The organism is Corynebacterium efficiens YS-314, from assembly GCF_000011305.1.
GTDB classification, from domain to species: Bacteria; Actinomycetota; Actinomycetes; order Mycobacteriales; family Mycobacteriaceae; genus Corynebacterium; species Corynebacterium efficiens.
Map to the genome: position 1 here is coordinate 473,284 of NC_004369.1, position 26,650 is coordinate 499,933.

Sequence of the window (26,650 nt, forward strand, 5' to 3'; positions counted from 1 at the left end):
CACGACGGGCATGTTTGGCTACCATCGGGGCCACACGATCCGAAGCACCAATTGCCTAAGGAGAAGTACATGTCAAAGAAGATTCTTGTGGTATCCACCGATTTCGGTACCGAGAAGGATGAGCTGGTGGTGCCCGTCGACAAGCTCAGGGAGCTGGGGCACGAGGTCACCGTGGTCACCCCGAACGGCAAGCCCGTCCAGACGGTGGTGGGAGATAAGGACTGGGACCTGGAGTTCCCCGTCGACGGTGATCTGGCCAGCCACCTGAACAACGACTATGACGTGCTGCTGCTGCCCGGTGGCACCGTCAACGCCGACAACGCGCGCCTGGACGATGATGTCCTCGCGGTGCTGAAGAAGCAGGCCGGGGCGGGCCGCACCGTTGCGGCGATCTGCCACGCGCCGTGGACGCTTATCGACGCCGGACTCGCCCGCGACAAGAACCTCACGTCCTACATCTCTGTGAGGATCGACCTGGAGAATGCCGGTGCGAACTGGCACGATGTGCCGGTCCAGGTGTGTGACACCGCCGGCTGGAAGCTGATCACCTCCCGTAACCCGGGTGATCTCGCCCCCTTCATCGAGGCCATCGATCAGGCCTAGGTTGTTTCTGAATCTCCCCCTGATGTCGCCGGTGAGGCGGTGTCGGGGGGAGTTTCTGCTGCGCTGGGTGTGGCGGTGTGGCCCACGGCTTCGGGTGGCATGAGCACAGGTTCGGTGAATCGGCGCAGCAGGGTGGTCACCTCGGGGGAGGGCTGTGGATCCCAGGTGGCCCAGGTGCGCACCACCAGATCATCACCGGCGGCATCCTCACCCACCAGGGGGATCCACACCCAGCCGGGGAAGTTCTTGCCCGCCGAGGTCTTGGTGGTCAGGGCGACATCCGCCTCGACCAGGTCGGCGATCAGGGCGCTGTACTGACCGAATTTACGGAAGATCCAGGTCGCTGCCACCCCCGCGGATAACATCGCGTTTTTCAGGATCTCCTCCTGCACACGGACCTCACCACGGGAATGGGCCAGCACCCGCAGCCCCTCCATGTCCTCCAGGGTGGCGGATTCCCGGTGGCGCAGTGTGTGGCGGAGTTCCGATCCCTCCCGGATGACAATGCCCAGGCGCTGCTGATACACCAGGTGGGTGGGGAAGGCCTCGCTCTGACGCCGGGCCAGTGCGATGTCCAGCTTCTTCTGCTTGAGCATGATGAGCTGTTCATCGGTGGGGGCCTCGATGAGGGAGACACGGAAATTCTCCCCCCTGGTGCTCAGGCGTTCCCGCAGCCAGGCGCTGGGCAAACCGGGTGGCACCCCGATGTTGATGCTGACAATCAGGTGCTCACCCGATCTGATCTCATCGATCACCGACTGCATCCGGTTGAGCAGTTCCACGGCCTCATCATGCAGCGCCTCACCCGCCTTGGTCATATGCACCCCGCGGGAATGACGTTCCAACAGGGGCGCTCCGACCTCTGCCTCCAACGCGGCCATCTGCCTGCTCAGGGCGGGTTGGGAGATGTGGAGTTCCTCGGCGGCACGGAAGATCTGGCCGTGGCGGACCACCTCCACAAACGATCTCAACTGTTCCATGTTCATCTCGGGGGCTCCTGTTCATGGGGTCGACGTGGGCGATATGCGAAGTCTGCATATCCGAATTGCGCTATATGCATTTGTACTATAGGTCACAGGAGAATAGTCTTCATCGCAAGGGACACATCAGATCCTCTGCATAGCCTAGAGCTCGGTAGGTCAGGACCCAGATAATCCCTACCTGTAGCGCGACCCACACCCGGGACGATAGATGCAGACAACCCGCCACCGGCGGAGGTGCCACGAAAACGCCCTACTCCAGACCACCGGTCTGGTCAGACGTTGATGCGGCACTGGAGGCACTGGCCTCTGAACCGTCCCGCAAGAACCCTAAGAACAAGGAACGATGATGAGTAAGAACACACAGGGTTCTGTGAACCCGGATCCCCGTGACCACGGGGATGACATGATGCCGGCCGCTGGGTCGACCGCTGTGACTGATTCAACCCCCGACGCAGCGCCCGACGCAGCGCCCGTCAAGACCCCGAAGAAGGCCGCGCTCTCCAGCTGGATCGGTTCAGCACTGGAGTACTACGATTTCGCGGTCTACGGAACCGCCGCCGCCCTGGTGCTCAACCAGCTCTTCTTCCCCGAGGACACCGCCCCGGGTGTCGCGATCCTGGCCTCCATGGCCACCGTCGGTGTGGCCTATGTCGTCCGCCCGCTCGGTGCCCTGATCATGGGGCCGTTGGCCGACCGTTATGGCCGTAAATTCGTGCTCATGCTGTGCCTGTTCCTCATCGGCGCCAGCACCTTCATCGTGGGCTGCCTGCCCACCTTCGACCAGGCCGGCTACCTTGCCCCGGCGCTGCTGGTCATCTGCCGCATCATCCAGGGCCTGTCTGCCTCCGGTGAACAGTCCAGTGCGATCTCAGTCTCCCTGGAGCACGCCACCGAACACCGACGCGCGCTGACCGCCAGCTGGACCCTGCACGGCACCCAGTTCGGCACTCTGCTGGCCACGGCCGTGTTCATCCCCTTCACCATCTTCCTCAGCGAGGACGCCCTCATGTCCTGGGGTTGGCGTGTGCCGTTCTGGCTGTCCGCCGTGGTTGTGCTCGTCGCCTTCCTGATCCGCCGCGGTCTGGAGGAGCCACCGGCCTTCCGTGAGAACAAGCAGGAGATCGCCGGCGGTCCGTCCCCGCTGGCCATGACCCTGAAGTACCACAAGGCCGCCGTCGCCCGTGTGGCCGTGGCCGCCATGATCAACTCCGTCAACGTGGTCTTCACCGTGTGGTCATTGTCCTTCGCCACCAACGTGGTCGGCCTCGACCGCTCCACCATGCTCATGGTGCCCGTGGTGGCCAACCTGGTCGCCCTGCTGGCCATCCCGTTCTCCGGCGCACTGGCAGACCGCTTCGGTCGCCGCCCCGTCTTCATCCTCGGAGCCCTGGGTGCCGGTCTGGCCATGAACGGTTACCTGGGTGCGATCTACTCCGGCAGCTGGGTCATGATCTTCGCCATGGGCATCCTCATGTCCGGTCTGCTGTACTCCATGTCCAATGCGGTGTGGCCGGCCTTCTACGCAGAGATGTTCCCCACCTCGGTGCGTGTGACCGGCCTGGCGCTGGGCACGCAGATCGGCTTCGCGGTCTCCGGTGGCTTCGCCCCGGTCATCGCCTCCCTGCTGGCCGGTGCGGAGGGGGACAACTGGGTCCGGGTCGCCATCTTCGTCGGCGTGGTCTGCCTCGTCGCCGCGGGTGCCGCCCTGACCGCCAAGGAGACCAAGGACCTCAACCTCGATGAGATTGATGCCCTGCACCTTGCCCGCGGTGAGGCTGCAGATCTCGCCCGTGCCGGTGTCACCACCGTAGCCGCACGCCCCACCACCGTCGTGGTCGGCGCTGATGGGTCGGTGACCCGCACGGGCAGGAACCCCGGCGTGCATGCCGGGGCCACCTCCCGGGAAAACACTGATAACCATGATGCACAGGAGTCCTACCGCTAATGCGCACGTCGATCGCCACCGTCTGTTTATCAGGAACCCTCGCCGAGAAACTCCGCGCCGCCGCCGACGCCGGCTTTGACGGCGTGGAAATCTTCGAACAGGACCTCACCGTCTCCCCCCACTCCCCGGAGCAGATCCGGCAGCGGGCCGCCGACCTGGGGCTGACCCTGGATCTCTTCCAGCCCTTCCGGGATTTCGAGGGGGTGGAGGAGGAACAGTTCGTGAAGAATCTCCGCCGCATGGAGGCGAAGTTCGCACTGATGAACCGGTTGGGGATCGACACCATCCTGCTGTGCTCCAATGTCGCCACCGCGACCATCAACGATGATGAACTCTTCGCCAGCCAGCTGCGCCGCGCCGGGGACCTGGCACAGCGCTACCAGGTCCGCATCGCTTATGAGGCGCTGGCGTGGGGGCGGTTCGTCAACGATTTCGAGCATGCCCAGCGCATCGTCGACATGGCCGACCACCCCCAGGTGGGCACCTGCCTGGATACCTTCCACATCCTCTCCCGCGGGTGGTCCACCGACGCGGTGGAGCAGATCCCCGGCGAGAAGATCTTCTTCGTCCAGCTTGCCGATGCCCCCAAGCTCAGCATGGACATCCTGTCCTGGTCCCGCCACCACCGGGTCTTCCCCGGGGAGGGCGATTTCGACCTGGTGAAATTCATGACCCACCTCGCCCGCACCGGATACGACGGACCCATCTCCCTGGAGATCTTCAATGATTCCTTCCGCAAGGCCGATGTGGCCCGCACGGCCGTCGATGGTCTGCGGTCCCTGCGCTGGTTGGAGGACCAGACGTGGCACGCCCTGGCCGAGGACGAACGCGATGTGACCCTGCAGCTGTCCCCGCTGCCGGAGGTCGCAGAACCCGCCGGTGTGGATTTCCTCGAGATCTCCACCGGACGGCTGGGGGAGACCATCCGGGTGCTCCACCAGCTGGGTTTCCAGCTCGGTGGCCACCACCGCAGCAAATCCGACTTCCAGGTCTGGACCCAGGGGCCGGTCCGCATCGTCATCGGTGACCGCGGGCCCACCGGCGCCGCCACCACCATCACCGGGCTCGGTTTCGCCACCCCGGATCCGGCCTCCGCGCAGCAGCGCGCCCATCTCCTCCAGGCGGGCACCATCGCCCGGACCCGCGAGGACGATGAGGCAGATCTGCGGGGCGCCTACGCCCCCGACGGCACCGAGGTGTTCTTCGGTGAGGTCAGCCCGGACGGATTCCCCACCTGGCTCGATGAGTTCGGTGTGGAGAAGACCGACCAGGTGTCCGACAGCCTCATCACCGGGATCGACCACATCAACCTCGCTCAGCCCTGGCAGCACTTCGACGAGTCCATCCTCTTCTACACCTCCCTCATGGCGCTGGAGGCCCGCGACCGCGATGAGTTCCCCAGCCCCATCGGTCTGATCAGCAACCAGGTGATGAGCTCACCCAATGACGCCGTGCGTCTGCTGCTCAGCATCGCCCCGGAGGACGGGGAACAGGGTGATTTCCTGGACGCCGCCTACCCCGAGCACATCGCGCTCACCACCACCGATATCGTCGCGGTGGCCCGCCGTGCACGCAAGCGTGGCCTGGCGTTCCTCCCCGTCCCGGAGAACTACTTCGAGGACCTGCAGGCACGTTTCGATCTCGACCCGGAGTTCCTGGATCTGCTACGCGAGAACAACCTGCTCTATGACCGTGATGACCACGGTGGGGAATTCCTCCACTTCTACACCCGCACCCTGGGCACCATGTTCATCGAGGTCGTGGAACGCCGCGGTGGTTTCACCGGCTGGGGTGAGACCAACGCACCGGTTCGGCTCGCCGCCCAGTACCGCACGATCCGCGACGCCGAGCGCGGGGTCCCGCGCTAACCACGCGCCGGACCAGATGAGAAAAAACCGAGAAAGGACACTGATGATGACGGGCAGGATTCTGCTGCTCAACGGCCCCAACCTCAATATGTTGGGGCTGCGGGAACCGGAGATCTACGGCCACGCCACCCTGGATGATGTGGTGGAGCTGGTCCGAGCGCGGGCAGAACACCACGGACTTGAGGTGGATGCGGTGCAGAGCAACCACGAGGGCGATCTCATCGACGCCCTGCACCGAGCCCGGGGCACCCACCTCGGGTGTGTGCTCAACCCGGGCGGGCTCACCCACACCTCCGTGTCACTGCTCGACGCGGTGAAGGCCTCCGAGCTGCCCACCGTGGAGGTGCACATCAGCAACCCCCACGCGCGGGAGAGCTTCCGCCACCACTCCTATATCTCCCCGGTCGCCGCGGCCGTCATCGCCGGTGCCGGCGTGGACGGGTACGGTTTCGCCGTGGACATCCTCGCCAACAACCATCTTCAAAGGACAGCGTCACAGTAATGAACCACGACAGTATTCTCCTCGGACTGATCGGCGAGGACATCTCCCTCTCCCGTACCCCGGCCATGCACGAGGCGGAGGGCCTCGCCCAGGGCGCGGCGACCGTCTACCGACGCATCGACACCCTCACCGACCGTGCCCGGGGTCGCTCCCTCCAGGAGCTTCTCGACGCCGCCCGCTCCACCGGTTTCAACGGCCTCAACATCACCCACCCCTACAAGCAGGCGGTCCTGCCGCTGCTGGATGAGGTCTCCGAGCAGGCCGCCCAGCTGGGTGCGGTCAACACCGTCGTCATCGGTGAGGACGGTCGCACGAGCGGGCACAACACCGATGTCACCGGGTTCGCCCGCGGACTGGAGGAGGGCCTGCCCGACGCCACCATGACCACCGTGGTGCAGGTCGGCGCCGGCGGCGTGGGTAATGCCGTGGCCTACTCCCTGGTCACCCACGGGGTGGAACAGCTGCAGGTGGCGGACCTGGATCCGGCCCGTGCGCAGGCGCTCGCCGACGCCATCAACTCTGCCATCGGTCGCGAGGCCGTCCACGGCATCGACGCCCGTGGTGTGGAGGAGGCCATCGCCGCCGCGGACGGCGTGGTCAACGCCACCCCGATGGGCATGCTCGCCCACCCGGGCACCGCCTTCGACACCTCGTGCCTGACCCCACACCACTGGGTGGGGGATGTCGTGTACATGCCCATTGAGACTCAGCTGCTCAAGGACGCCCGTGCGCTGGGTTGCCGCACCCTGGATGGCACCCGCATGGCGATCCACCAGGCGGTGGATGCCTTCCGCCTGTTCACCGGGCTGGAGCCCGATGTGGAGCGGATGCGCGCAACGTTCCTGTCCCTCTAGATGATTAAGTCCTATTGATTTTTAGTGGTCGTAGGCGATCAGGGAGCGTTTGTTGGGGGCGTCGATGAGCCAGTTGTGCCAGATCCCGGCGGCCAGGGCCAAAAGTTTCGCGGCGACTCGGGCGTAGACGCCTTCGACGGTGCGCCCGCCGTGCTGCTCGAGGCCGAGTTGGCCTTTAAGCGTGTCGAAGACGGACTCGACCCACTGGCGGATACCACCGAGGGCCCCGAACCGGGGCTTTTCATCCTTGCGGTCGGGACGGACGAGGTGGGCGCCAAGCTCGTCGGTGACAAACGCCTCGAACTCTTTCCCGGCGAAGCCCTTGTCCGCCAGGATGACCTGCCCGTCGTGCACCAGATGACAGTCATGATCAAGCAGGACCTGGGTGGTTTCCCGCTCGCCGATCTTCGGGTTGGCCAGCCCCCAGATCACCGGCATCCCGTCCGGGGTGCAGACCAGATACAGGCGAAAACCCCAGAAGAACCTCGAATGCGAAGCGCAGTAGCCGTAGCCGGCATGCCCGACCAGGTCAGAGCGTTTGACTGTCTCTCTTGAGGTGCCGCAGGGTACCGGGGTGGAGTCGAGTAGTCGCAGGATCTCGTGCCAGGAGGCGGTGTCTTTGGCCAGGGCGGTGATCACCGCGCTGATCAACGGGCCGGCGGCCCGGATGCGCTTGTTGTAGCCCGATTGTTGGGGCATCGCCGGGAACATTCCGGTCAGGTGTGCCCGGGCGTAGCGCACCCATCGGGATTCTGAGGAGGATCCGTGCAGCAGGTGTTGGGCGACGGCCAGGCACAGCAGTTCGGCGTCATCGAGGGCTGGTCGGCGCCCTGGGCGGTGAGTCCGGTCGTAGTCCAGATCGGGCAGGACACGGTCGACCAGGGTGACGTAGAGTGTGGTCAGGAGAGTGTTTAGTTTGTTGTTCACACCAAAAACTCAAGCACTCTCCGCCCTCGTTGAACAGACCTGCGCGCGAGAGTCCTAATAGGACTTACTCATCTAGAGGTATTTCCCCTTCTCGCGGTCGACGAGTTCCTTGGCCTCCCGCAGTCCCGCACCGGTCAGTTCGCGGTGGCGTTTGATCGCCGGGATCTCCCTGCGCTCGCGCAGCAGGGCGATCACCTCGGGGTGGAGGATGTCCGGGTCGCGGCGCAGTGAGGCGGGCAGGGAGGAGGCCTCCATCCCGAGTTCCGCCATGAGCATGTCGATGGCCTGCTGCTGACGGGTGACGGTGCGCTCCAGTTCCTCCACGCGCGTCCGCAACCGGTTGAACTCCCCGCGGTCGGGGTTGTCCCCGAACAGAGCCTGCAACATGACATGAGTCCTTTCTCTATGCCGGATAGACCAGCGGTTCAACGATCTCCAGGCCGATTGTCTCACCGATCTGGGGTGTGAGGCCGGTGACCTGCGCCCGGAATTTCTGCCCGCCGGGGGTTTCGGCGGTGATGCTGTGGGAGGTGATCTCGAAGAGCGCCGAGGTGATCACCGCGTCGATGGACCGTGGGGTGCCCGGTGGGACCACGGTGACGGTCAGTGGTGTCACCGCGATGGTGACGGCATCGCCCGGGTGCAGGGTGGCCATCTCCCGGACCTGGTCGCGTTTCCAGGCGGTGGTCAGCACCGAGCATTCCACATGTTCACCGGCGATGGTGGCCGGCAGCAGAGTGGCGTCACCGATGAAGGAGGCCACCGCGGCGCTCGCCGGTGCCTCGATCAGCTCGGCCGGGGTGGAGATCTGCTGCACACGCCCCTTATCCAGCACCACGATCCGGTCGGCGATCGCGATGGCCTCCGCGCGGTCATGGGTGACATGCACCGTGGTCAGACCCTCGCGTCGGGTCAGGGCGACCAGTTCGCGGCGCAGGGAGTCGCGCAGGGGTTCGTCGAGGGCGGAGAGGGCTTCGTCGAGAAGCAGGACGGTGGGGTCGGCGACCACCGCGCGCGCCAACGCCACCCGCTGACGCTGCCCACCGGACAGACTCGCAGGTTTGCGCCTGCCGAACCCGTCGAGCCCCACCAGCGTCAGTGCGCGTTCCACGCGCCTGCTTATCGACGCCCGATCCATCCCCGCCCTCTTCAGCGGATAGGCCACATTGCCCGCCACCGACATATGTGGCCACACCGCATGCTGCTGGAACACCATGCCCATGCGCCGCCTCTCCGGCGGGACGTGCGTCATGTCCTCACCCGCGATGGTGAGGTGGCCTCCCGAGGGGGCGATGAACCCGGCGACGGTGCGCAACAGGGTGGTCTTGCCGGAACCCGACGGGCCGACCAGCACCACGAACTCCTCCGGGTGGACATCGATGTTGACGTGGTCGAGCCCCACCGTGCCATCGGCGAAGGCCACCGACAGATCGGTGATGGTGATGGAGGACATTGTGCCTACCTCTCCTCCCGGCCCCGGACCGTGACGGAGAGCGCCACGATACCGATGAGGGCGAACATCAGCGACAACGCGGATGCCTGATTGTAGTTTCCGGCCTGCTGCAGGTTGAACACCTGCACACCCAGGGTGGTGGTGCCCGGCGCGATGAGCAGGATCGACACCGTGAGCTCACGCACCGCGGTGACCAGGACCAGCACGGCACCGGCGACCGCCGCCGGGATGGTCATGGCCCCGGTGGTGTCCAGCAGCGCGCGCACCCGGCCGGCTCCGCCGATGCGGGCGGCCTCCTCCATCGCCAGCGGCGACTGTGCCAGGGGCGCCCGCACCGCCTGCAGGACCAGGGCGGTGAAGGCGCAGACATAGGCACCGAGGATGATCCAGCGGGTGTTGTACAGATCGGTGTAGCGGCCCAGGATCAACCAGCCCACACCGATGATCATGCCCGGCAGTGCGGTGGGCAGCAGCACCACCAGGGTCATCGGCGTGTTGGTGACATGCCGGGTGCGGGTGACCAGCAGACCCACCAGCCAGCCGAGCACACCACAGATCACCGCCGCGGCCACCGACAGGGTCACCGAGTTGGTGAACCCCTCGATCACCCGGGGGTTGTTCAGCGCAGCCTCGAAGTTGCCCAGGGTGATGGTCTCCCGGGTGAAGGGCACACCCGGTGCGGGCAGCAGCGCCCGGTAGGCCAGGCCCAGGATCGGTGCGAGGGTGAAGGCCAGCGCGATGACCCAGGCGATGATGGTCACCGGTAGGCGTGCCCTGCCCAGATCAAAGGTGAGCGCGGCACCGGTGTCCTGCAGCTGGGTGGTGGCCCGCAGGGACACCAGGTAATCGGCGAACACGGCCCCGATACCCAGGAACAACAGGACCACACCGATGGTGGAGACCGTCTGCAGGGGATTGTCCACCGTGCCGGATTCCATGAAGCGGTAGATCATGGTGGCGAGTGTTTCAAAGCGCGCCGGGGACCCGATCAGGGCGGGGATGCCGAAGTCGGCGAGGTTGGCCACCGCGGTCAGGGTGAACGCCGAGAGCAGTGCCGGGTGCAGCAGCGGGAGGGTGATGGTGCGCAGGACCGTCACGGTGCCGGCCCCGGAGATACGCGCGGCCTGCTCCAGGTCGGAGGGCAGTTGGCGCAGCGCGTTGGCCATCACCACATAGACGATGGGGTAGGAGTGCACGATGAGCAGCACCGTGACCCCGTCCGCGCCGTAGATATCCCACAGTTGGGTACCGAAGAGCCGGTTGAGGCCCTGGTTGGGGCCGAATAACTGCAGCCACGCGATCGCCCCGATGAACGGCGGGATCAACAACGGGGAGAGCAGGAACAGACGCAGGGTACCACGCCCATAGGCATTGGTGCGGTCCAACAACAGGGCGATGGCGGTGCCGATGATCACCGCCCCGATCGCCGAGAGCAGCGTGGTGTAGGTGGAATTCCACACGGCGGTGCCCAGACCCTGCTGCATGAGCTGCGGGATCTGGTTGCCACCGAGGGCGAGGCTGACCACCAGGGCGAGCGGGGAGATGAACAGGCCGATGACAATCAGCCAGACCCCCGCCCGCATGAAGGTCAACGAGGAGGATGAACGCATGCGTGAAACAGTAGACGCAGGTTAGTTCATTGCGTTCTGGAACACCTCGACCGCGGCGTCCTTATCCGCGGTGACAACCTCCAGATCAGGGGTCATCAGGGCGATCTCGGAGAGCTCAGGGGTGCCCTCCGGGGTGCCGACATCCTCACGGACCGGCAGGTAGGCCTGCTCCACGGCCAGTTCCTGACCCTCGACGGAGATGAGGAAGTTGATGTAGCGCTCGGCGGCTTCCTTCTGCTCAGAGTCGGCGAAGACACCGGCCGGCTCGGTGATGTAGGGGGAGCCCTCCTCGGCGTAGATGGTGGCGATCGGGGAACCGGCGGCAGCCAGGTCACGGACCAGGTAGTCCACCACGACACCGATCGGACGGCCACCGCTGGCGATCTCCTGGGAGGTCGGGCCGTTGGACTGGGCGATCATCGGGTTGTTCTCACCGAGGGCGTTGATCCACTCCTCACCCAGGGCCGGGTCGTTCTTCCACACCGAGGCGTTGAAGGCGGCCGCACCGGACACAGCGGGATCCGGCATGACCAGCATGTCGGCGTACTTCGGGTCGGTCAGGTCAGCCCAGGACTGGGGCAGGTCCGCCTCATCGACAATGGAGGTGTTGTAGGCGATGACGGTGGGGATGATGCGGGTGCCCACGTAGAAGTTCTCCTCATCGCGGGCCTCCTCGATCACGTCGGAGGAATCGACGTTCTCCAGCTCGGCGAGGTCACCGGCCTCGGCGTAGGACTCGAAGGTCGGGGCATCGGCGGCCCACAGGACATCCGCCTCGATCGATCCGGAGGCCTTCTCCGCGGCGATGCGCGCATTCAGGTCACCGGTGCCGGCGCGGTAGACCTCCACCTTGATATCCGGGTTGGCCTCCATGAACGCCGCGTTGATCTCATCGACCTTCTCCTCCGGCTCGGAGGTGTAGACGGTGATGGTCACCTGCTCCGCAGACGATGCCTGCTCGGAGGTGGTGCCGGCGGTGCCGGTTGCGGTGGTGTCGTCTCCGGTGTCCTCGGCTTCCGGTTCGGAGCAACCCACGAGGAGAGCCGCGGACGCACCAAGCGCCAGGACAGTGGTGGCGGTACGACGGGTGAACATGCGCTGGGACATGGAAGTGCCTTTCGGGATGAAGAACCTGCCGGCACCGGATGTGCGTGCCGACAAAACCCCATCATGACATGCCCGGGCGACTTGCGCTCGGTGAATGTGGGCACCTGTCTAGGGTAGCGCGGTGACTACTCCCGCGGGTCCTGGCCGGCGGCTCCGGACCCGGGGCCACACCCCGGCGAGATGCAGCAACCAGGCACCATAGATCACCGCCACCACCAGGCCCGCGAACAGGAGGGTATATCCTTCCGAGGTCACGGTCACCGTGGCCATGATGTTGTAGAGGATGTGGGCTGCGATGACCACATGCAGACTGCGGGTGAGGTAGACGATCATGGTGAAAATGAATCCCACGACGGTGGCATTGATGATCTGGAATACCGTGTCGGTCAGTCCCTGTCCGATCAGGAGACTGAAGGCATGGCCGACGCCGAAGGTCAGGGTGGAGATGATCACCGCCCGCACCGGTTTGCCCTCATCGAGCAGGGCCCGGAAGAGCAGACCACGGAACAGGACCTCCTCCAGGATGCCGATGGCGATGAAGTGCCCGATGATGGCGATGAGCAGCATCAGGGTGAGATCGGTGCGCAGCCCCTGCGCCAGCGGCCACGCCACCAGCAACCACAACGGCAGGTAGAACCACATGCGGGCAGCCGGAACCCGCGCGGGTGTGCCCAGACCGATCCGGGGTGCAATGCCGGAACGGATGAGATGGGTCAGCAGGACGATGGTGAGGACCGCCAGGGGGATGACCACCGCGGTGTGCGCATCGAGCCCGATGTTGATACCGATATTGACCGCGATGATATTGACCAGGAGGAACACCGCCAACCACACGTAGAAATGCCGCATCCGGTTCGTCTCGAATAAGCGTGCCATGCGCCCATCACGGTCCTTATATTGTTGTGCCTGTTGTGGTGGCTTCCTACCTCAAACACTATCGGGAGCACCGGGGTAGCGGAACAGCTGTGGGTATGGGGTGGGACACATCGGGCTGTGATGTCCGTTTCGAGCCACGGCACGGCGGATTGCAGGTGCGGTAACGGGGGAGGGGTGGATACAGGGTGTGCCGTCTTCGGTACGCGGAATCCCGGTCTGGGCGGGCCCGCCCCTGAATGGTGGATCACGGGGATGAGCTGCCCGGATCACTGTTTTCCGGCGGTTTTATGGAACGCAGCTTCGCTTTTTGTCCCATGGAATGGGGCGGTGCTGTGAGTTGGCCAACAGCATGATATTCGACAGGGAAAACATACCGTTTTCGTAAAACGGGCACACTGAATTATCGTGTATATACCACACGGTGAACGCCCCTCAAGCGGGTGGTCGCTTTTGACCACATCGGTTGCGGATCCCAGTGGGAGCCGCCCGGCTTGACAGGGCGTGAATTTGTGCGCCGACCAGTTACGTCCCCATCCGGGCATGGTCAGTGCCCATCATCCACCGCGGCTGGGCCGTCCGATATGCATGAGAGCTTGATGCTGATTGTAGTCGGGTGGTTGGTGCCGTCTGGTGATGGGTACGGGTTTTGTCCGGGACAAGAACTAGAAAAGATATTGATGACTATCGCCGAGAAGGCCGAGATGGCTGATACCAGGGGGATCGGAACCAGCCAGGTTCCCGAGACCACCGGGGTTGAAACGCACGTTGCACGCAGGCTTGTGTCACTGGTACCCCATGAGGTGCCGTGTGAAGAGCTGATTCCAGGCAAGGTCATCTTTGTGGGGGCGGGCCCCGGCAACCCGGATCTGTTGACTGTCCGTGCCCGCGAGGTCCTGGGCAAAACCGTCCGTGCCGTCACCGATGCCCAGGTGCTGTCCAGCGTGCGGGATTTCGTCGCCGCTGAGCTCCCCGTCCCGGAGGACAAGCTCAAGGCCGCCGAGGAGGAATACGAACGGCTGTGCGCCGAGGCGAAGGAGGGCGGTGCGCGTCGTAAGCCACCACGTCCCGCGCCCCCGACCGCAGCCGAGATCATCGAGGTCGACCACGCCGACCCGGAGGAGATCGCCCGCATCCTGGCCGAGCAGCTGGCCAAGGGCGGCGATGTCATCCGCCTGGTCACCGGCAACCCGCTGAGCAGCGACAGCACCCTGGCCGAGATCACTGCCGTGTCCGAGGCCGGCATGAGCTTCCAGGTGGTGCCCGGCATGTCCCTGCCCGGCACCGTCCCCGCCTTCGCGGGCATCGCCCTTGGCTCGACCTACACCGAAACCGATGTCAGCGGCGAGGATGTCGACTGGGACCAGCTGGCCAGCGCCCCACAGCCCCTGGTGCTGCAGGCCCGCGCCGAGAACCTGGCCACCATCGCCACGGAGCTGAAAACCCGCGATCTGCCTCTGGAGTTGCCGGTATCGGTCACCGTCAACGGCACCACACGCATGCAGCGCACCTATGACACCACCCTCGGTGCCCTGGCCAAGCTCGACGCGGAGCTGCCCGGCCCGCTCGTGGTCACCCTCGGTGAGGGTGTCAGCGACCGGGAGAAGTACTCCTGGTGGGAGAACCGCGCCCTCTACGGCTGGCGTGTGCTCGTCCCCCGCGCCAAGCCCCAGGCCGCCGCCATGAGCGCGCGCCTGGCCAGCCACGGTGCCATCCCGCAGGAGGTCCCGACGATCTCCGTGGAGCCGCCACGCAACCCGGCGCAGATGGAACGCGCCATCAAGGGCATCGTCGAGGGCCGTTACCAGTGGGTCGTGCTCACCAGCGTCAACGCCGTGCGCGCCGTCTGGGACATGATCACCGAATTCGGCCTGGATTCCCGCTCCTTCGCCGGTGTGCGCATCGCCGCGGTGGGGGAGAAGACCGCCGCCGAGATCCGCGCACTGGGCATCACCCCCGAGCTGCTGCCACCACGCAACCGCCAGAACGCCCAGGGCATCGTCGACGTCTTCCCCGAATACATCGAGGAGCTCGACCCGGTCGGTCGCGTCCTGCTGCCACGTGCGGACATCGCAACGGACGTGCTTGTCGACGGGCTGGTCGCCCTCGGCTGGGAAGTCGACGACGTGGTCGCCTACCGGACCGTCCGGGCCGCGCCCCCGAGCGCCGACATCCGCGACATGATCAAAACCGGTGGTTTCGATGCGGTGTGCTTCACTTCATCCTCCACCGTGCGCAACCTCGTCGGCATCGCCGGCAAGCCCCACCCGCGCACCATCATCGCCTGCATCGGCCCGATGACCGCGGACACCGCCCGCGAACTGGGCCTGCGGGTGGATGTCATGCCAGAGATCGCCGAGGTCCCCGACCTGGTCGACGCTCTGGCTGATCACGTCGCCGACCTCCGTGCGAAGGGTGAGCTGCCGCCTCCGAGGAAGAAGCGGCGGCGTCGTAAAGCGTCTTAAGGAAGCGTCGTTTCACGAAGCGACCCGGTGAAACCCACCCCACCTGGCGCACATCACGCTGGCCTTCCACGGTGCCGATGAACCCGTGATCTCGGTACACTCCGGGTCATGGGATTATTGGATGTGGGACGCATTATCGCCGGGCTCCTGTTGTTGGTTGTGGGCGGTGAGCTACTGGTGCGCGGAGCGTCAGTGCTTGCCCGTCGGGTGGGAATCTCCTCCCTGGTGGTCGGACTGACCGTGGTGTCAGCAGCCACATCCGCGCCGGAACTGGCAATCACCATCGGCGCCGTCTGGCAGGGTGAACCCGGTTTGGCTGTGGGAAATGTCGTCGGTAGCAATATCGTCAACATCCTGCTTATTCTCGGGCTCTCCGCCCTGATCCTCCCCCTGGTCGTCACACGCGGGCTGGTACGGTTCGATATTCCCGTCATGGTCGCTCTATCGGCCGGGTTGCTCGTGATGGCCCTCGATGGGGTCATCAGCGCGGTCGATGGTCTGATCCTGCTCAGCGTGGTCGTCGCGCATACGGTGTGGACGATTATCGCCAGCCGTCGCAAAGCACGGCCACCGGTCGGTGCCACGGAATCCGCCGCCGTTTCCTCCGCCTCCGACACCGACACCGGGGACGAAGACGAAAAGCCACCTGCCATATCCACTTTCAGATCTCTCCTGCTCATTGTGGTCGGGATCGCACTGCTGGTGGGCGGGGCCACCCTCCTGGTTGACGGAGCGGTCAACATTGCCACCGGGTTGGGCATCAGTAGTCTCGTTGTCGGGTTGACCGTCGTGGCCATCGGTACCTCGTTACCTGAACTGGTCACCTCCATTACCGCGGTCCGCCGTGGTGAACGGGACATCGCCGTGGGAAATATCGTGGGCAGCAACATCTTCAACATCGGAGTGGTGCTGGGGCTGCCGGCTATGATTTCGCTCGATGGCATCCCGGTGTCCAGTGCAGCCATAGCCTTTGACCTTCCGGTGATGCTGGCCACAGCAGCGGCCCTGTTGCCCGTTGTCTTCACCGGATTTATCGTTGCGCGGTGGGAGGGGGCAGTTTTTCTCGGACTGTATCTCGCCTACACTGGTTATCTTGTCCTTGCAGCTACTGAGCACGATGCCCTGGAGGGGTTTACCACCGCGATGGCGGGCTTTGTCCTCCCGCTGCTCATCGTCACTCTGATCGCCTTCACCTCCTATGAGATCGGTCTACGGAAGGGAAGAAGAGACCTCACACGTGCAACCCCGTCGTGAGCCTGGGTGTGAAGCAGGAGTAAACACCAGACGTGCTGAGGCTGCTACCTGTACCCGGAATGGTAGGTTCGGCCCAGAATCACCGCTTCTGCCCCCGGACGGTCTGAGCCCGGACCACCCGGCGGGAGAGTCGCCCATTTTTTGGAGGTCGAAATATCGTGAGCCGCCGATGGTCATCGCGGATTGCGCGCGTGGAGGCTGCCGAGATCCTGGCGACCCGGTTGGACCGGCCGATGGGGTTTCTCGGTTTGGTCTTCCTCTTCGTGGTGCTGGGCCAGCTCCTTGTTACCGAACCGGGGTGGGTGCGCATCCTGAACATCACCGGGTGGGTGTTCTGGGCGCTGTTCGTCGCCGAGTTTGCGTTGCGCGCCTATATCGCTGGTTTCCAGGCAGAATTCTGGCGACGCAACTGGTGGCAGGTTATCTTCCTGCTGCTGCCGTTCCTACGGTTCATCCGGGCATTACAGGCAATCCGGGCTCTGCGACTGGCGCGGATCACCCGGGCGGCCCGGGTTGGGGGTATTCTCTCCGCCGGGGTGCGTGGTTCCCGGTCTGCAGGACGGTTGTTGTCGAACCGGATCGGTTGGTTGGTGTCGGTCACCGTGGTTGTCATCCTGGCCGCCAGTCAGCTGCTCTACGTGATGGGGTCGGAGACGGACTACACCACAGCACTGTATGAAGCAGCCCTGACCACGATCACCGGCACCGGGGTGACCACCGACGATCCCTTTGCCAAGCTGCTGCACCTGATACTGGCCGTGTACTCCGTGGCGGTGTTCGCCACCCTGGCAGGTTCCCTGGGTGCTTTCTTCCTTCAGGATCGGGAGGAGTCAGGTGAACAGTAGCCCAGAGCAACCAGACAACCTGTACCGAGGAATAGACCACACCGGTGGAGATGACGCACCCGGTGAGCGGATGAGGGAGGTTATCTGCAGGGTGGGCGTTGGTGTCCACCCGTCGACCTATGATTGAGTGCAACCTGCACACGTATCCGCTGAGAAAGGCCCGCACCCGTGTCCACGCCCTCTGATTACAGCCACCACCTGATCCGCCGTCCCCGTCGTCTGCGCGCCAACCCGGCGATGCGGGAACTGGCCGCCGAGACCACCCTGCGCCCGGCGGATCTGATCCTGCCGATGTTCCTCGCCGACGGCATCACCGAACCCCGCGAGATCACCTCCATGCCCGGTGTCCACCAGCACACCGAGGATTCCCTGCTGCGCGCCGTGCACGAGGCGCTCGACGCCGGGGTGCGCTGCGTCGACCTGTTCGGCGTGCCTGTCGACGCAGACAAGGACGCCGACGGCTCCCAGGCCTGGAACCCGGAGGGCGTGCTCAACCGGGGGCTGGCCGCGGTGCGGAAGGAGTTCGGCGATGATGTCCTGGTCATGGCCGACACGTGCCTGGATGAGTTCACCGACCACGGCCACTGCGGCGTGGTCACCACCGACCGTCACGGTGCGGCCGTGGTGGACAATGACGCCACCCTGCCCCTCTACCAGCAGATGGCCGTGGCGCAGGCCCGCGCCGGTGCCCACATCGTCAGCCCCTCGGGCATGATGGACGGCCAGATCGCCGCCATCCGGTCCGCCCTGGATGCCGAGGGTTTCCAGGACGTGGCCATCATGGCCTACTCCGCCAAGTACGCCTCCGCCTTCTTCGGTCCCTTCCGTGAGGCCGTGGGGTCCTCCCTGCAGGGCGATCGCCGCACCTACCAGCAGGATCCCGCCAACCTGCGGGAATCCCTGCTCGAGGTGGAACTGGACATCGCCGAGGGCGCGGACTTCGTCATGGTCAAGCCCGCCCTGCCGTACCTGGATGTGCTCACCCGCGTCGCTGAGATCTCGCCCGTGCCGGTGGCCGCCTACCAGGTCTCCGGTGAATACGCCATGATCCAGGCCGCCGGACGCAACGGCTGGGTGGACACCGAAGCGGTGATGATGGAATCGCTGATCTCCATCAAACGCGCCGGCGCGAACCAGATCCTCACCTACTTCGCCACCGAGGCGGCACGGAAGCTGAACAACCGCTGACACCCGCTAAACTGGAAACCCTATGAGCACGCCGAGTAGACACCACACCACGCCACCACAACGCCCCGGGTCCACACCTGCCGGGATACAGGGGGAGGGCAGCGGCCAACCCGGCACCACCACACCCGGTGGGGACAAACCGGAGACTGTCCGCCAGATGTTGATCCTGTGGTCGGCGATGGTGGGACTGGAACTGCTCCACCAGATCCTCAACGTGGTCATGGGGCTGCTTGATCCCACCGCGATGCGTGCGGCGGCCCGGCGCCAGGACGCGGCGGAGGGGGTCTCCGATGTGGTGCTCAACGCATCGGTCACCGCCGCCACGCTGCTCGTCGGCCTGCTCAACATGATCATCGTCGGGGTGTTGGCCTGGATGATCCTGATCGTCAACAAACGGGGCAAACGCCTGCCCACCGCGTTGATGCTGCTGATGATCTTCAGTCTGTTCTTCGCCCTCCGGGCGCTGTTCCTCTTCCTGGCCAGTCCCACCGGTGATGTCCCCATTGCCCTGTTCGCCGTCGACGGCTCCATCCAGATCCTTGCCGCGGTCGCCGGTGTCCTCGCCTATCTGCTGGCACGGAGGCCGGAGGCCCTGGCGTGGCTCGGCCCACCCGAGGGCAGGAAGCTGCTCAAGTAGTTCTTGTCAGCACGACGGTCGGCGGCGGTTGGTTACACCCCGTATACTCCCCGAGACCACATCCACCCGAACTTCATTCCTGACCCCGTGTTCTTCCGCACCACCATTGGAGTCCACCGTGCCCACCATGTTCCCGACCCCCGCATCCGGTGGCGATGACGCCAACCGCCGTCCCCGGAAACCCAATGACGGCACGGGCATTCCCCCCTCCCTCAAATGGGCGTTCGCCTTCTTCATCGGGGCGGCCATTCTCATGGTCCTCACCGGGCTGGTGCTCTACACCGCCGGGTACACCGGCCCCACCGACACCGATGCGGAGTCACAGGAGGTGGTGGTGAACAACCAGAAATTCATCGGCCTGGTCAATGGACTGGCCGGCATCGTCATCGCTGCCCTGATCTCCCAGGTACCCCGCAGTGGCAAGAACATCCGTCGGCTGCTGCTGGCCATCGCGCTGCTGGTGATGCTGGTGGATCTGCTGTCCTTTGTCACCCGCGCCGGGGGTCCCTCACTGGCCCTCATAGCGCTGCTGCTCGCCGCCGGCTGCCTGCTGTTGTTCCGCCCGGATGTCAACGAGCTGGTCGCCCAGAACCACCGCACCAGGCAGATGCGCGGGTAGGTTTGGTCGTCGACAAGCCCGCAGCGCCGGTGTGCCTGTAATGAGGGACACATACGGCCCTATACTTTGGGCAGCAGGTTTCCCTCCCTCCCCCTCACCTGCGTCGTTCCTCAGGAAAGGAATGCCCAGTGACTGAGCAGGACCGCAACCCGGATCAGCTGAGTGAGCAGTCAGATGATCACCCCCGTGCGTCTCAGGCCGACGGGGACCGGGACCTGGACACCTCCGTCTTCGAGGCGATCACCCTGGCCAGGTCCGCCGCCCGCAGGGCAGGTGTCGGGGTGGATGCCGAACGGCACACCCCGGAGGATGAGGAGGAGCAGGTCCCGGCCCGGAAGGTATCGCTGGCCTTCGAATTGGAGAACCTCGACGGAGCCCCCTCACTGATCCCCATTGAGCAGGCGCTCGAGGAGATCCCGGGTGTGGCGGCCACCATCGTCTACCCCTCGGCCACCGCCTGGATCTCCGCCAACGAGGACGAGGACCCCGAGCGGTTGATCCGGGTCTTTGAGCGCTTCGGGGTCACCGCCCACCTCACCGCCTCCTCCCTCATCCGCCGGTCCCACCGGTTGGCTGGGGAGCACAGCCATGAGAAACGACTGGAACGCAGCCGCAACCGGGGTGATTCACGTCGGATCAGCCCCCGGGTGCGCCAGCATGCCCGGGAGGAGAAAAACCAGGTGCTCCGCGCCCGGGAGGCAGGGTTCCTCTCCCGCAGGCGGGGCAGTAGCCCGGCCGGGGATGTCGGGGCCACCGGTGATGTCCTGTTCACCGCCCGCGCACTGATCACCCCACGGCGTTTCTGGCTGTCCCTGCCGCTGGCTCTGTTTGCACTGGTGATCTCCTCCACCCCGTCACTGCAGTTCGACTACTGGCAGTGGGTGACGGCCGCGGTGTCGCTGCCCGTGGTCACCTGGGGTGCCTGGCCCTTCCACCGGGCGGCGGCCGGAGGGGTGCGTCGTGGTCTGTCGGCACTGGATGCCACCAGTTCCGTGGCGGTGCTGGCGGCCTATGCGTGGTCCTCAGCCATGCTCATCTTCACCCCAGCCGGTGACCCGGGGTGGCGTTCCAGCCTGACCTGGTTCGCCTTCAACTACGGTGTGCACTCCGAGAGTGAGGTGTTCTTCGACGTGGCCTGTGGCATCACCGTGCTCCTGCTCGGCGGCCGGCTCCTGTCACGTCGCACCGCCCAGTCCAGCCTGCTCGCGGAGTTGGAACGTCTCCAGATCGATCCGCAGCAACCGGTGACCGTGGTCCGCAAACATAAACTGACCCGCAAGCCCGCGGAATTGCAGATCCCCCTGCAGGAGGTCCGCGTCAATGATGATGTGATCGTGGCACCCGGGTCGGTGATCCCGGTGGACGGGGTGGTCATCGGCGGTGGCACCCGCATCGGCGCGAGCATCATCATGGGACATGACCAGCGCACGGTGAAGGTCCAGGACAAGGTCTTCGCCGGGGGCCTGAACCTGGAACGCGAGATCAAGGTCCGCGTGGTGCGCACCGGCCACCGCACCCGCATCGCCGCGGTGTCGCGGTGGGTGCGGGAAGCCACCGTCAAGGAAAACCGGCACAACAGGGCGGCCCTGCGGTCCGCAGCCACCCTCGTCCCGGTGGCGCTCATCCTCGCGGTCGGGGATTTCATCCTGTGGGCGCTGATCAGCGGAAATATCAACGCCGCCTTCCTCACCGCCCTGTCCATCCTCGCAGGTGTGGGGCCCATGTCCCTCGCGCTGTCCACCACCCTGGCCACCAGGAACTCCGTGGAGGCCGCCGCACGCCGCGGCATCCTGGTCAGCTCCGGTGAGACACTGCGCATCATCGATGATGTGGACACGGTGATCTTCAACCGCCTGGGCACCCTCACCGACGGGGTGATGAACGTCGAGACCGTCACCGCGGACACGGGCGAGGACCCGGAACTGGTGCTCCGCGTCGCCGGCGCCCTGGCCATGGAATCCGACCACCCGGTCTCCCAGGCGCTGGTCCGCGCGGCCCGTGAAGCCCGCGACACCGGCGCCGGCGGTGAGGACATCCCCCACTGGATCGAGGTGGGCACCGTCGACATCACCGAGGAGGGCTCCTTCCACGGCACCGTCGAGGTGCCCCTCCGCGACTCCGACGGGGTGGTCCGGCTCCGCGCAGTGGACGCACTGCTGTGGCGCCCCAGCTCCATGACGGAGGTCCGTTCCCAACTCAGCCCGCGCCTCGCCGCGGCGGCGATCTCCGGCGGTGCCCCGCTCATTGTGCGGTGGAAGGGCCGGGACCGGGGTGTGATCACCCTGCATGATCAGGAACGCCCCGACGCCCAGGATGCGATCACCGACCTGGAGGACCTCGGTGTGGAAACCGTCATGCTGAGCCGCGACACCTACCCCGTCGCGCGTCGTTTCGCCGACGGGCTCGGCATCTCCCATGTCCTGGCGGGTATCGCGCCGGGGAAGAAACCGCAGGCGGTGCGCGCCATCCACACCCGCGGTTCCACGGTGGCGATGGTGGGGGACAGCTCCGTCCTGGACACCCTGCGGGTGGCGGATGTGGGCATACTCATGGATGTGGATGACCCGGCGGAGATCCGCGATGATTCCGATGACCCGGCCGCCGATGTCATCCTGCTGCGCCGGGAGGTCAGCTCCGTGCCCCGGCTCTTCCTGCTGGCCCGCCGGTACGTCCGTCTGATGAACGGAAACATCCTCCTGGCCTGGGGATATAACGTGGTGACGGTGGTGGCGGCCATGGCCGGGGTGCTGCACCCGATGGCCGCCACGGTCCTCATGCTGGCCTCCACCGTGGTGATCGAATGGCGCTCCGGGTGGGCCCGCCGGTTCTGAACCGGCGCCGGTTGACCCGCCCGCCACTGCCCGCCCCCGCCTGTCCCGCCCCTGCCCGCCCCGGTCATCCCCACCTCCACCCTTAGGTGGACACCCGCCATCAACATAAGGTGTGGCTTCTTTTCCCAAATTTGGGGGGATGGGGCACTATTGAAACCATGTCTTCTCAGTTGATCCCCGCAACGCGTCGTGTCCTGAACAACGCCCCCCTCCTCGATGCCGCCCACGGCAAGACCCCCACCCGCACCCCGGTGTGGTTCATGCGACAGGCGGGACGTTCCCTGCCCGAGTACCTCAAGGTCCGTGAGGGCATCAGCATGCTGGATTCCTGCTTCATGCCGGAACTGCTCGCCGAGATCACCATGCAGCCGGTGCGCCGTCATGATGTCGATGCCGCGATCCTGTTCTCCGATATCGTCGTCCCCCTGCGTGCGGCGGGCGTGGGTGTGGAGATCGTCCCGGGCCGCGGTCCGGTCATGGACCAGCCGGTGCGCACCCGGGCGGATATCGACAACCTGCCCATCCTCGACCACGAGGTCACCGAGGTGTCCAAGGGTATCTCCATCATCCTTGATGAACTGACCGACACCCAGGCCCTCATCGGTTTCGCCGGTGCCCCCTTCACCCTGGCCAGCTACCTGGTTGAGGGCGGGCCCTCCAAGAACCACGAGCGCACCAAGGCCATGATCCACGCCGAGCCGGAGACCTGGCACGCGCTGATGGAACGCCTGGTACCCACCGTGGTCAACTTCCTGAAAACCCAGATCGATGCCGGCATCGACGCCATGCAGCTGTTCGATTCCTGGGCCGGTTTCCTCACCGAACGTGACTACACCGAGCATGTCCTGCCGTATTCCACCCGGATCCTTCAGGAGGTCGAACAGTACCAGCTGCCACGCATCCACTTCGGTGTGGGCACCGGTGAGCTGCTCGGCGCGATGAGCCGCGCAGGCTCCGAGGTCATGGGCGTGGACTGGCGCGTACCGTTGGACAAGGCAGCTGAGCGCATTGCCGCGGTGTCCGGTCCGAAGGTGCTGCAGGGCAACCTGGATCCGGCGCTGCTGTTCGCGGGCACCGAACCCCTGACCCGTGAGATCAACCGCATCAAGGGGGAGGCCGCCGCCGCGATCGCCGCGGGCAACGCCACCGGCCATATCTTCAACCTGGGTCATGGTGTCCTGCCGAACACCGTGGCGGAGAACATCACCGAGGCTGTCTCCATCATCCACGCTTCCTAGACGATCACGAGGGGTTTTCACACATGCGCATCGCCATCATCGGCGCGGGTCTCGCTGGCCTGACCGCCGCCTATGAGATCCACAAGGCCGAACCGGATACCCACATCGATGTCCTGGAGGCGGGTGAACGCATCGGTGGCAAACTCTTCACCGTCCCGTTCGCATCCGGCCCCACCGACATGGGTGCGGAGGCCTACCTGGCCACCCGCGCCGATGCCACCGAGCTCTTCCATGAACTCGGCCTCGGCGATTCACTGGTGACCCCGTCGGGCGCCCGCTCGCAGATCTATGCCGGTGGGCGCCTGCGCCCCATGCCGCGCGGCGGTGTCATGGGCATCCCGTCCTCCTCCGCGGGCCTGGAGGAGATCCTCTCCGAGGAGACCCGGACGCTTATCGACGCTGAAGCCGGCACCGCCCCAGTCGACTGGCAGGTCGGCGGGGACGCCTCCGTGGGCGCGCTGGTGCGCGCCAGGTACTCCGATGAGGTCGCCGATGTGCTGGTCTCCGCGCTGCTGGGTGGGGTGTACTCCTCCTCAGCCGACGACCTGGGCATCCGGGCAACCGTCCCGGCCCTGGCCGAGGCACTCGACCGCCTGGCGGAGTCCGGTGAGCCCGTCACCCTGAGTGGTGCGGTGAAACTCGTGGAGACTGAACGCGCCGAGGCGCGGAAGAACTCCGAGACCACCCCGGTGTTCCAGACCTTCCGCGGTGGTTATGCCGAACTCTATGAGGCCCTGGCCGATCAGTGCGGTGCCGACATCCACCTCGACACCTTTGTCTCCGGCATCACCCAGGTCAACGGCGGCGGTTTCCAGATCAAGGGTGGGGGAGAGGGCACCTATGACCGGGTGATCCTCGCCGTACCCGCCCCCACCGCGGCGGTCCTGCTGCGGGAGGTCGCACCGGGTGCCACCGAGCACCTCAAGACCATCCAGCTGGCCTCCTCCGCGGTGGTCGGCATGCGCTTTGACTCCGCCGAGGGGCTGCCGGATGTCTCCGGCGTGCTGGTGGCCAGCGGGGAGCCGGCCATCACCGCCAAGGCATTCACCTTCTCCTCGAAGAAGTGGCCCCACCTGGGCGAACGGGGTGGCGCGCTGGTGCGCGCGTCCTTCGGACGGCTTGGCGACGAGGCCACCGCCCGCATGGATGAGGACAACCTGGTGGATGCGGCCCTGGATGATCTCCAGACCATCACCGGTTTCGACGGTCGCGCCGCCGGCCTGTCCGAGATCTTCGTCCAACGGTGGTTCGGGGGTCTGCCGAACTATGGTGTTGACCACATCGCCACCGTCGCCCGGGCACGCACAGAGATTTCCCAGGTTAAGGGTCTGGAAGCCATTGGAGCTTGGGCTTCCGGTGTGGGAGTGCCCGCCGTCATCGCCGATGCGAAGGCTGCAGTCGAACGACTGCTCGATGCATAGGTTTCCCCCGTTAATCCGCAGGATTGGTTTGTGAGGTTGAATCAATACAATGGTTGATATGTCTGCTTCCCCGTCGGGTACTTCCGCCAACGTCTCCCGTTCCATCGAGTGGTTTGAAAAAGCCAAGATGTTCACCCCGGGAGGTGTGAATTCGCCGGTGCGGGCCTTCGGCTCCGTCGGTGGTCAGGCCCGGTTCATCGACCGGGCACATGGCTCCACCCTCATCGACGTCGACGGCAACGAGTACGTCGACCTGGTCTGCTCCTGGGGCCCCATGCTCATGGGACACGCCCACCCGGCCGTGCTGGAGGCGGTGCAGAAAACCATCGTCGACGGCCTGTCCTTCGGTGCCCCCACCATCGGTGAGGTGGAACTGGCGCAGGACATCATCAACCGCACCTCCGTGGAGGAGGTCCGCCTGGTCAACTCCGGCACCGAGGCCACCATGTCCGCGGTCCGCCTGGCCCGCGGTTACACGCAGCGCCCCAAGATCCTGAAGTTCGACGGCTGCTACCACGGTCACGTGGATTCCCTGCTGGCCTCCGCCGGTTCCGGTGTGGCCACCTTCGCCCTGCCGGACTCCCCGGGTATCACCGGTGCGCAGACCCGCGACACCATCGTGGTGCCCTACAACGACATCGAGGCCGTGCGCGCCGCCTTCGCCGAGTTCCCCGGCCAGATCGCCTGCATCATCTCCGAGGCGGCCGCCGGCAACATGGGCACCGTCGCACCGCAGGACCACTTCAATGAGCACCTGCTGGCCATCGCGCATGCCGACGGCGCACTGCTCATCCTCGATGAGGTCATGACCGGTTTCCGCACCTCCTACCGCGGCTGGTTCGGTGTGGACAAGGTCCGCGCCGACCTGGTCACCTTCGGCAAGGTCGTCTCCGGCGGTCTGCCGGCCGCCGCCTTCGGTGGTCGCGCCGAGATCATGAACATGCTGGCCCCGCAGGGTCCCGTCTACCAGGCCGGCACCCTGTCCGGTAATCCGGTGGCTGTGGCGGCGGGCCGGGCGTCGTTAAGCGCTGCGACCGAGGAGGTCTACCGCACCATCGACGCCAACGCCGACCGCCTGCACGGCCTGATCTCCGACGCGCTCACCCGCGAGGGTGTGGCGCACCACATCCAGCGCGCCTCCAACATGCTGTCCATCCGGTTCGCCGAGGGGGAGGGGCACAACTTCACCGACATGAAGAACGCCGACACCTTCCGGTTCGCACCGTTCTTCCACGCACTGCTCGATCACGGCGTCTACGCCCCACCGAGTGTGTTCGAGACCTGGTTTGTGTCCTCGGCCCTGACGGACGATGATTTCCAGAAGATCGACGATGCCCTGGTTCCTGCTGCCCGCGCGGCCGCAGCTGCCACCGCATAACAACCGGAAAACCCCCTTTGCGGTACGGTGCCACCCGCGCACCGTACCC

Annotated in this window: 22 protein-coding genes; 15 read left to right on the top strand and 7 right to left on the bottom strand. The window is 65.5% G+C overall.

All coding sequences use genetic code 11. The features are described from left to right. Positions 1-69 precede the first annotated feature (69 nt). Complete coding sequence (locus tag CE_RS02370) at positions 70-603, top strand: type 1 glutamine amidotransferase domain-containing protein (RefSeq protein ID WP_006770325.1); 534 nt, start codon at positions 70-72, stop codon at positions 601-603. Here the strand turns inward: CE_RS02370 and CE_RS02375 are convergent. Then, a complete protein-coding gene (locus CE_RS02375; RefSeq protein WP_231295175.1) occupies positions 600-1,583 on the bottom strand; it encodes a LysR family transcriptional regulator in 984 nt (327 codons plus the stop codon). The genes CE_RS02370 and CE_RS02375 overlap by 4 nt on opposite strands. Before the next feature lie 406 nt (positions 1,584-1,989). On the opposite strand from CE_RS02375, the gene CE_RS02380 reads away from it, so the two are divergent. The 4 genes from CE_RS02380 to CE_RS02395 are packed head-to-tail and all read left to right on the top strand — an operon-like array spanning position 1,990 to position 6,755. Beyond that, positions 1,990-3,531 carry an MFS transporter gene (locus CE_RS02380; protein ID WP_407921248.1) on the top strand — a complete coding sequence of 514 codons (1,542 nt, stop codon included), beginning with the start codon at positions 1,990-1,992 and terminating at the stop codon, positions 3,529-3,531. After that, positions 3,531-5,399: a bifunctional sugar phosphate isomerase/epimerase/4-hydroxyphenylpyruvate dioxygenase family protein gene (locus tag CE_RS02385; protein ID WP_006770322.1), complete on the top strand. Its 1,869-nt coding sequence runs from the start codon at positions 3,531-3,533 to the stop codon at positions 5,397-5,399. The genes CE_RS02380 and CE_RS02385 overlap by 1 nt, the downstream gene beginning before the upstream one ends. A 46-nt stretch (positions 5,400-5,445) precedes the next feature. Beyond that, positions 5,446-5,901 (top strand): type II 3-dehydroquinate dehydratase, encoded by a 456-nt coding sequence (gene aroQ / locus CE_RS02390; protein WP_035110031.1) that lies wholly within the window; start codon positions 5,446-5,448, stop codon positions 5,899-5,901. After that, a complete protein-coding gene (locus CE_RS02395; RefSeq protein ID WP_006770320.1) occupies positions 5,901-6,755 on the top strand; it encodes a quinate/shikimate dehydrogenase (NAD+) in 855 nt (284 codons plus the stop codon). The genes aroQ and CE_RS02395 overlap by 1 nt, the downstream gene beginning before the upstream one ends. A gap of 21 nt (positions 6,756-6,776) precedes the next feature. On the opposite strand, the gene CE_RS02400 is transcribed toward CE_RS02395, so the two are convergent. The 6 genes from CE_RS02400 to CE_RS02425 form a co-directional block, all read right to left on the bottom strand. Further along, positions 6,777-7,682, bottom strand: coding sequence for an IS982-like element ISCef3 family transposase (locus CE_RS02400; protein ID WP_011074985.1), 906 nt, complete (start codon positions 7,680-7,682; stop codon positions 6,777-6,779). Positions 7,683-7,754: 72 nt separating this feature from the next. Next, entirely contained in the window at positions 7,755-8,069 is a 315-nt protein-coding gene (locus tag CE_RS02405; RefSeq protein ID WP_006770319.1) for a hypothetical protein, read from the bottom strand. A 16-nt stretch (positions 8,070-8,085) separates the two neighbouring features. Then, positions 8,086-9,135, bottom strand: a complete 1,050-nt coding sequence (locus tag CE_RS02410) for an ABC transporter ATP-binding protein (protein ID WP_006770318.1) — start codon at positions 9,133-9,135, stop codon at positions 8,086-8,088. Positions 9,136-9,140: 5 nt separating this feature from the next. Next, positions 9,141-10,745, bottom strand: a complete 1,605-nt coding sequence (locus tag CE_RS02415) for an ABC transporter permease (protein WP_011074987.1) — start codon at positions 10,743-10,745, stop codon at positions 9,141-9,143. Positions 10,746-10,766: 21 nt separating this feature from the next. Further along, on the bottom strand, positions 10,767-11,852 hold the full coding sequence (locus tag CE_RS02420) for an ABC transporter substrate-binding protein (protein WP_006770315.1): 1,086 nt from the start codon (positions 11,850-11,852) through the stop codon (positions 10,767-10,769). Positions 11,853-11,960: 108 nt separating this feature from the next. Beyond that, positions 11,961-12,728 (bottom strand): CPBP family intramembrane glutamic endopeptidase, encoded by a 768-nt coding sequence (locus CE_RS02425; RefSeq protein WP_006770314.1) that lies wholly within the window; start codon positions 12,726-12,728, stop codon positions 11,961-11,963. Positions 12,729-13,405: 677 nt separating this feature from the next. On the opposite strand from CE_RS02425, the gene CE_RS02430 reads away from it, so the two are divergent. The 10 genes from CE_RS02430 to hemL all read left to right on the top strand — a co-directional run bounded on the left by CE_RS02430 (position 13,406) and on the right by hemL (position 26,601). Further along, positions 13,406-15,190: a uroporphyrinogen-III synthase gene (locus CE_RS02430; protein ID WP_035110026.1), complete on the top strand. Its 1,785-nt coding sequence runs from the start codon at positions 13,406-13,408 to the stop codon at positions 15,188-15,190. A gap of 108 nt (positions 15,191-15,298) precedes the next feature. Beyond that, entirely contained in the window at positions 15,299-16,444 is a 1,146-nt protein-coding gene (locus CE_RS02435) for a calcium/sodium antiporter (protein ID WP_006770312.1), read from the top strand. Between the two features lie 158 nt (positions 16,445-16,602). Continuing rightward, positions 16,603-17,289, top strand: coding sequence for a hypothetical protein (locus CE_RS02440; RefSeq protein ID WP_011074990.1), 687 nt, complete (start codon positions 16,603-16,605; stop codon positions 17,287-17,289). Between the two features lie 168 nt (positions 17,290-17,457). Then, positions 17,458-18,477 carry a porphobilinogen synthase gene (gene hemB, locus CE_RS02445; protein ID WP_011074991.1) on the top strand — a complete coding sequence of 340 codons (1,020 nt, stop codon included), beginning with the start codon at positions 17,458-17,460 and terminating at the stop codon, positions 18,475-18,477. A 22-nt stretch (positions 18,478-18,499) separates the two neighbouring features. Further along, positions 18,500-19,114, top strand: coding sequence for a hypothetical protein (locus tag CE_RS02450; RefSeq protein WP_011074992.1), 615 nt, complete (start codon positions 18,500-18,502; stop codon positions 19,112-19,114). A 127-nt stretch (positions 19,115-19,241) separates the two neighbouring features. Beyond that, positions 19,242-19,733, top strand: coding sequence for a hypothetical protein (locus CE_RS02455; protein ID WP_006770308.1), 492 nt, complete (start codon positions 19,242-19,244; stop codon positions 19,731-19,733). Between the two features lie 158 nt (positions 19,734-19,891). Continuing rightward, positions 19,892-22,564, top strand: coding sequence for a heavy metal translocating P-type ATPase (locus CE_RS02460; RefSeq protein WP_173362590.1), 2,673 nt, complete (start codon positions 19,892-19,894; stop codon positions 22,562-22,564). Between the two features lie 158 nt (positions 22,565-22,722). After that, positions 22,723-23,802, top strand: coding sequence for a uroporphyrinogen decarboxylase (gene hemE, locus CE_RS02465; protein WP_006770306.1), 1,080 nt, complete (start codon positions 22,723-22,725; stop codon positions 23,800-23,802). A 23-nt stretch (positions 23,803-23,825) separates the two neighbouring features. Then, positions 23,826-25,223, top strand: a complete 1,398-nt coding sequence (locus CE_RS02470) for a protoporphyrinogen oxidase (RefSeq protein WP_006770305.1) — start codon at positions 23,826-23,828, stop codon at positions 25,221-25,223. 49 nt (positions 25,224-25,272) lie between these two features. Continuing rightward, complete coding sequence (hemL, locus tag CE_RS02475; protein ID WP_006770304.1) at positions 25,273-26,601, top strand: glutamate-1-semialdehyde 2,1-aminomutase; 1,329 nt, start codon at positions 25,273-25,275, stop codon at positions 26,599-26,601. Positions 26,602-26,650 lie beyond the last annotated feature (49 nt).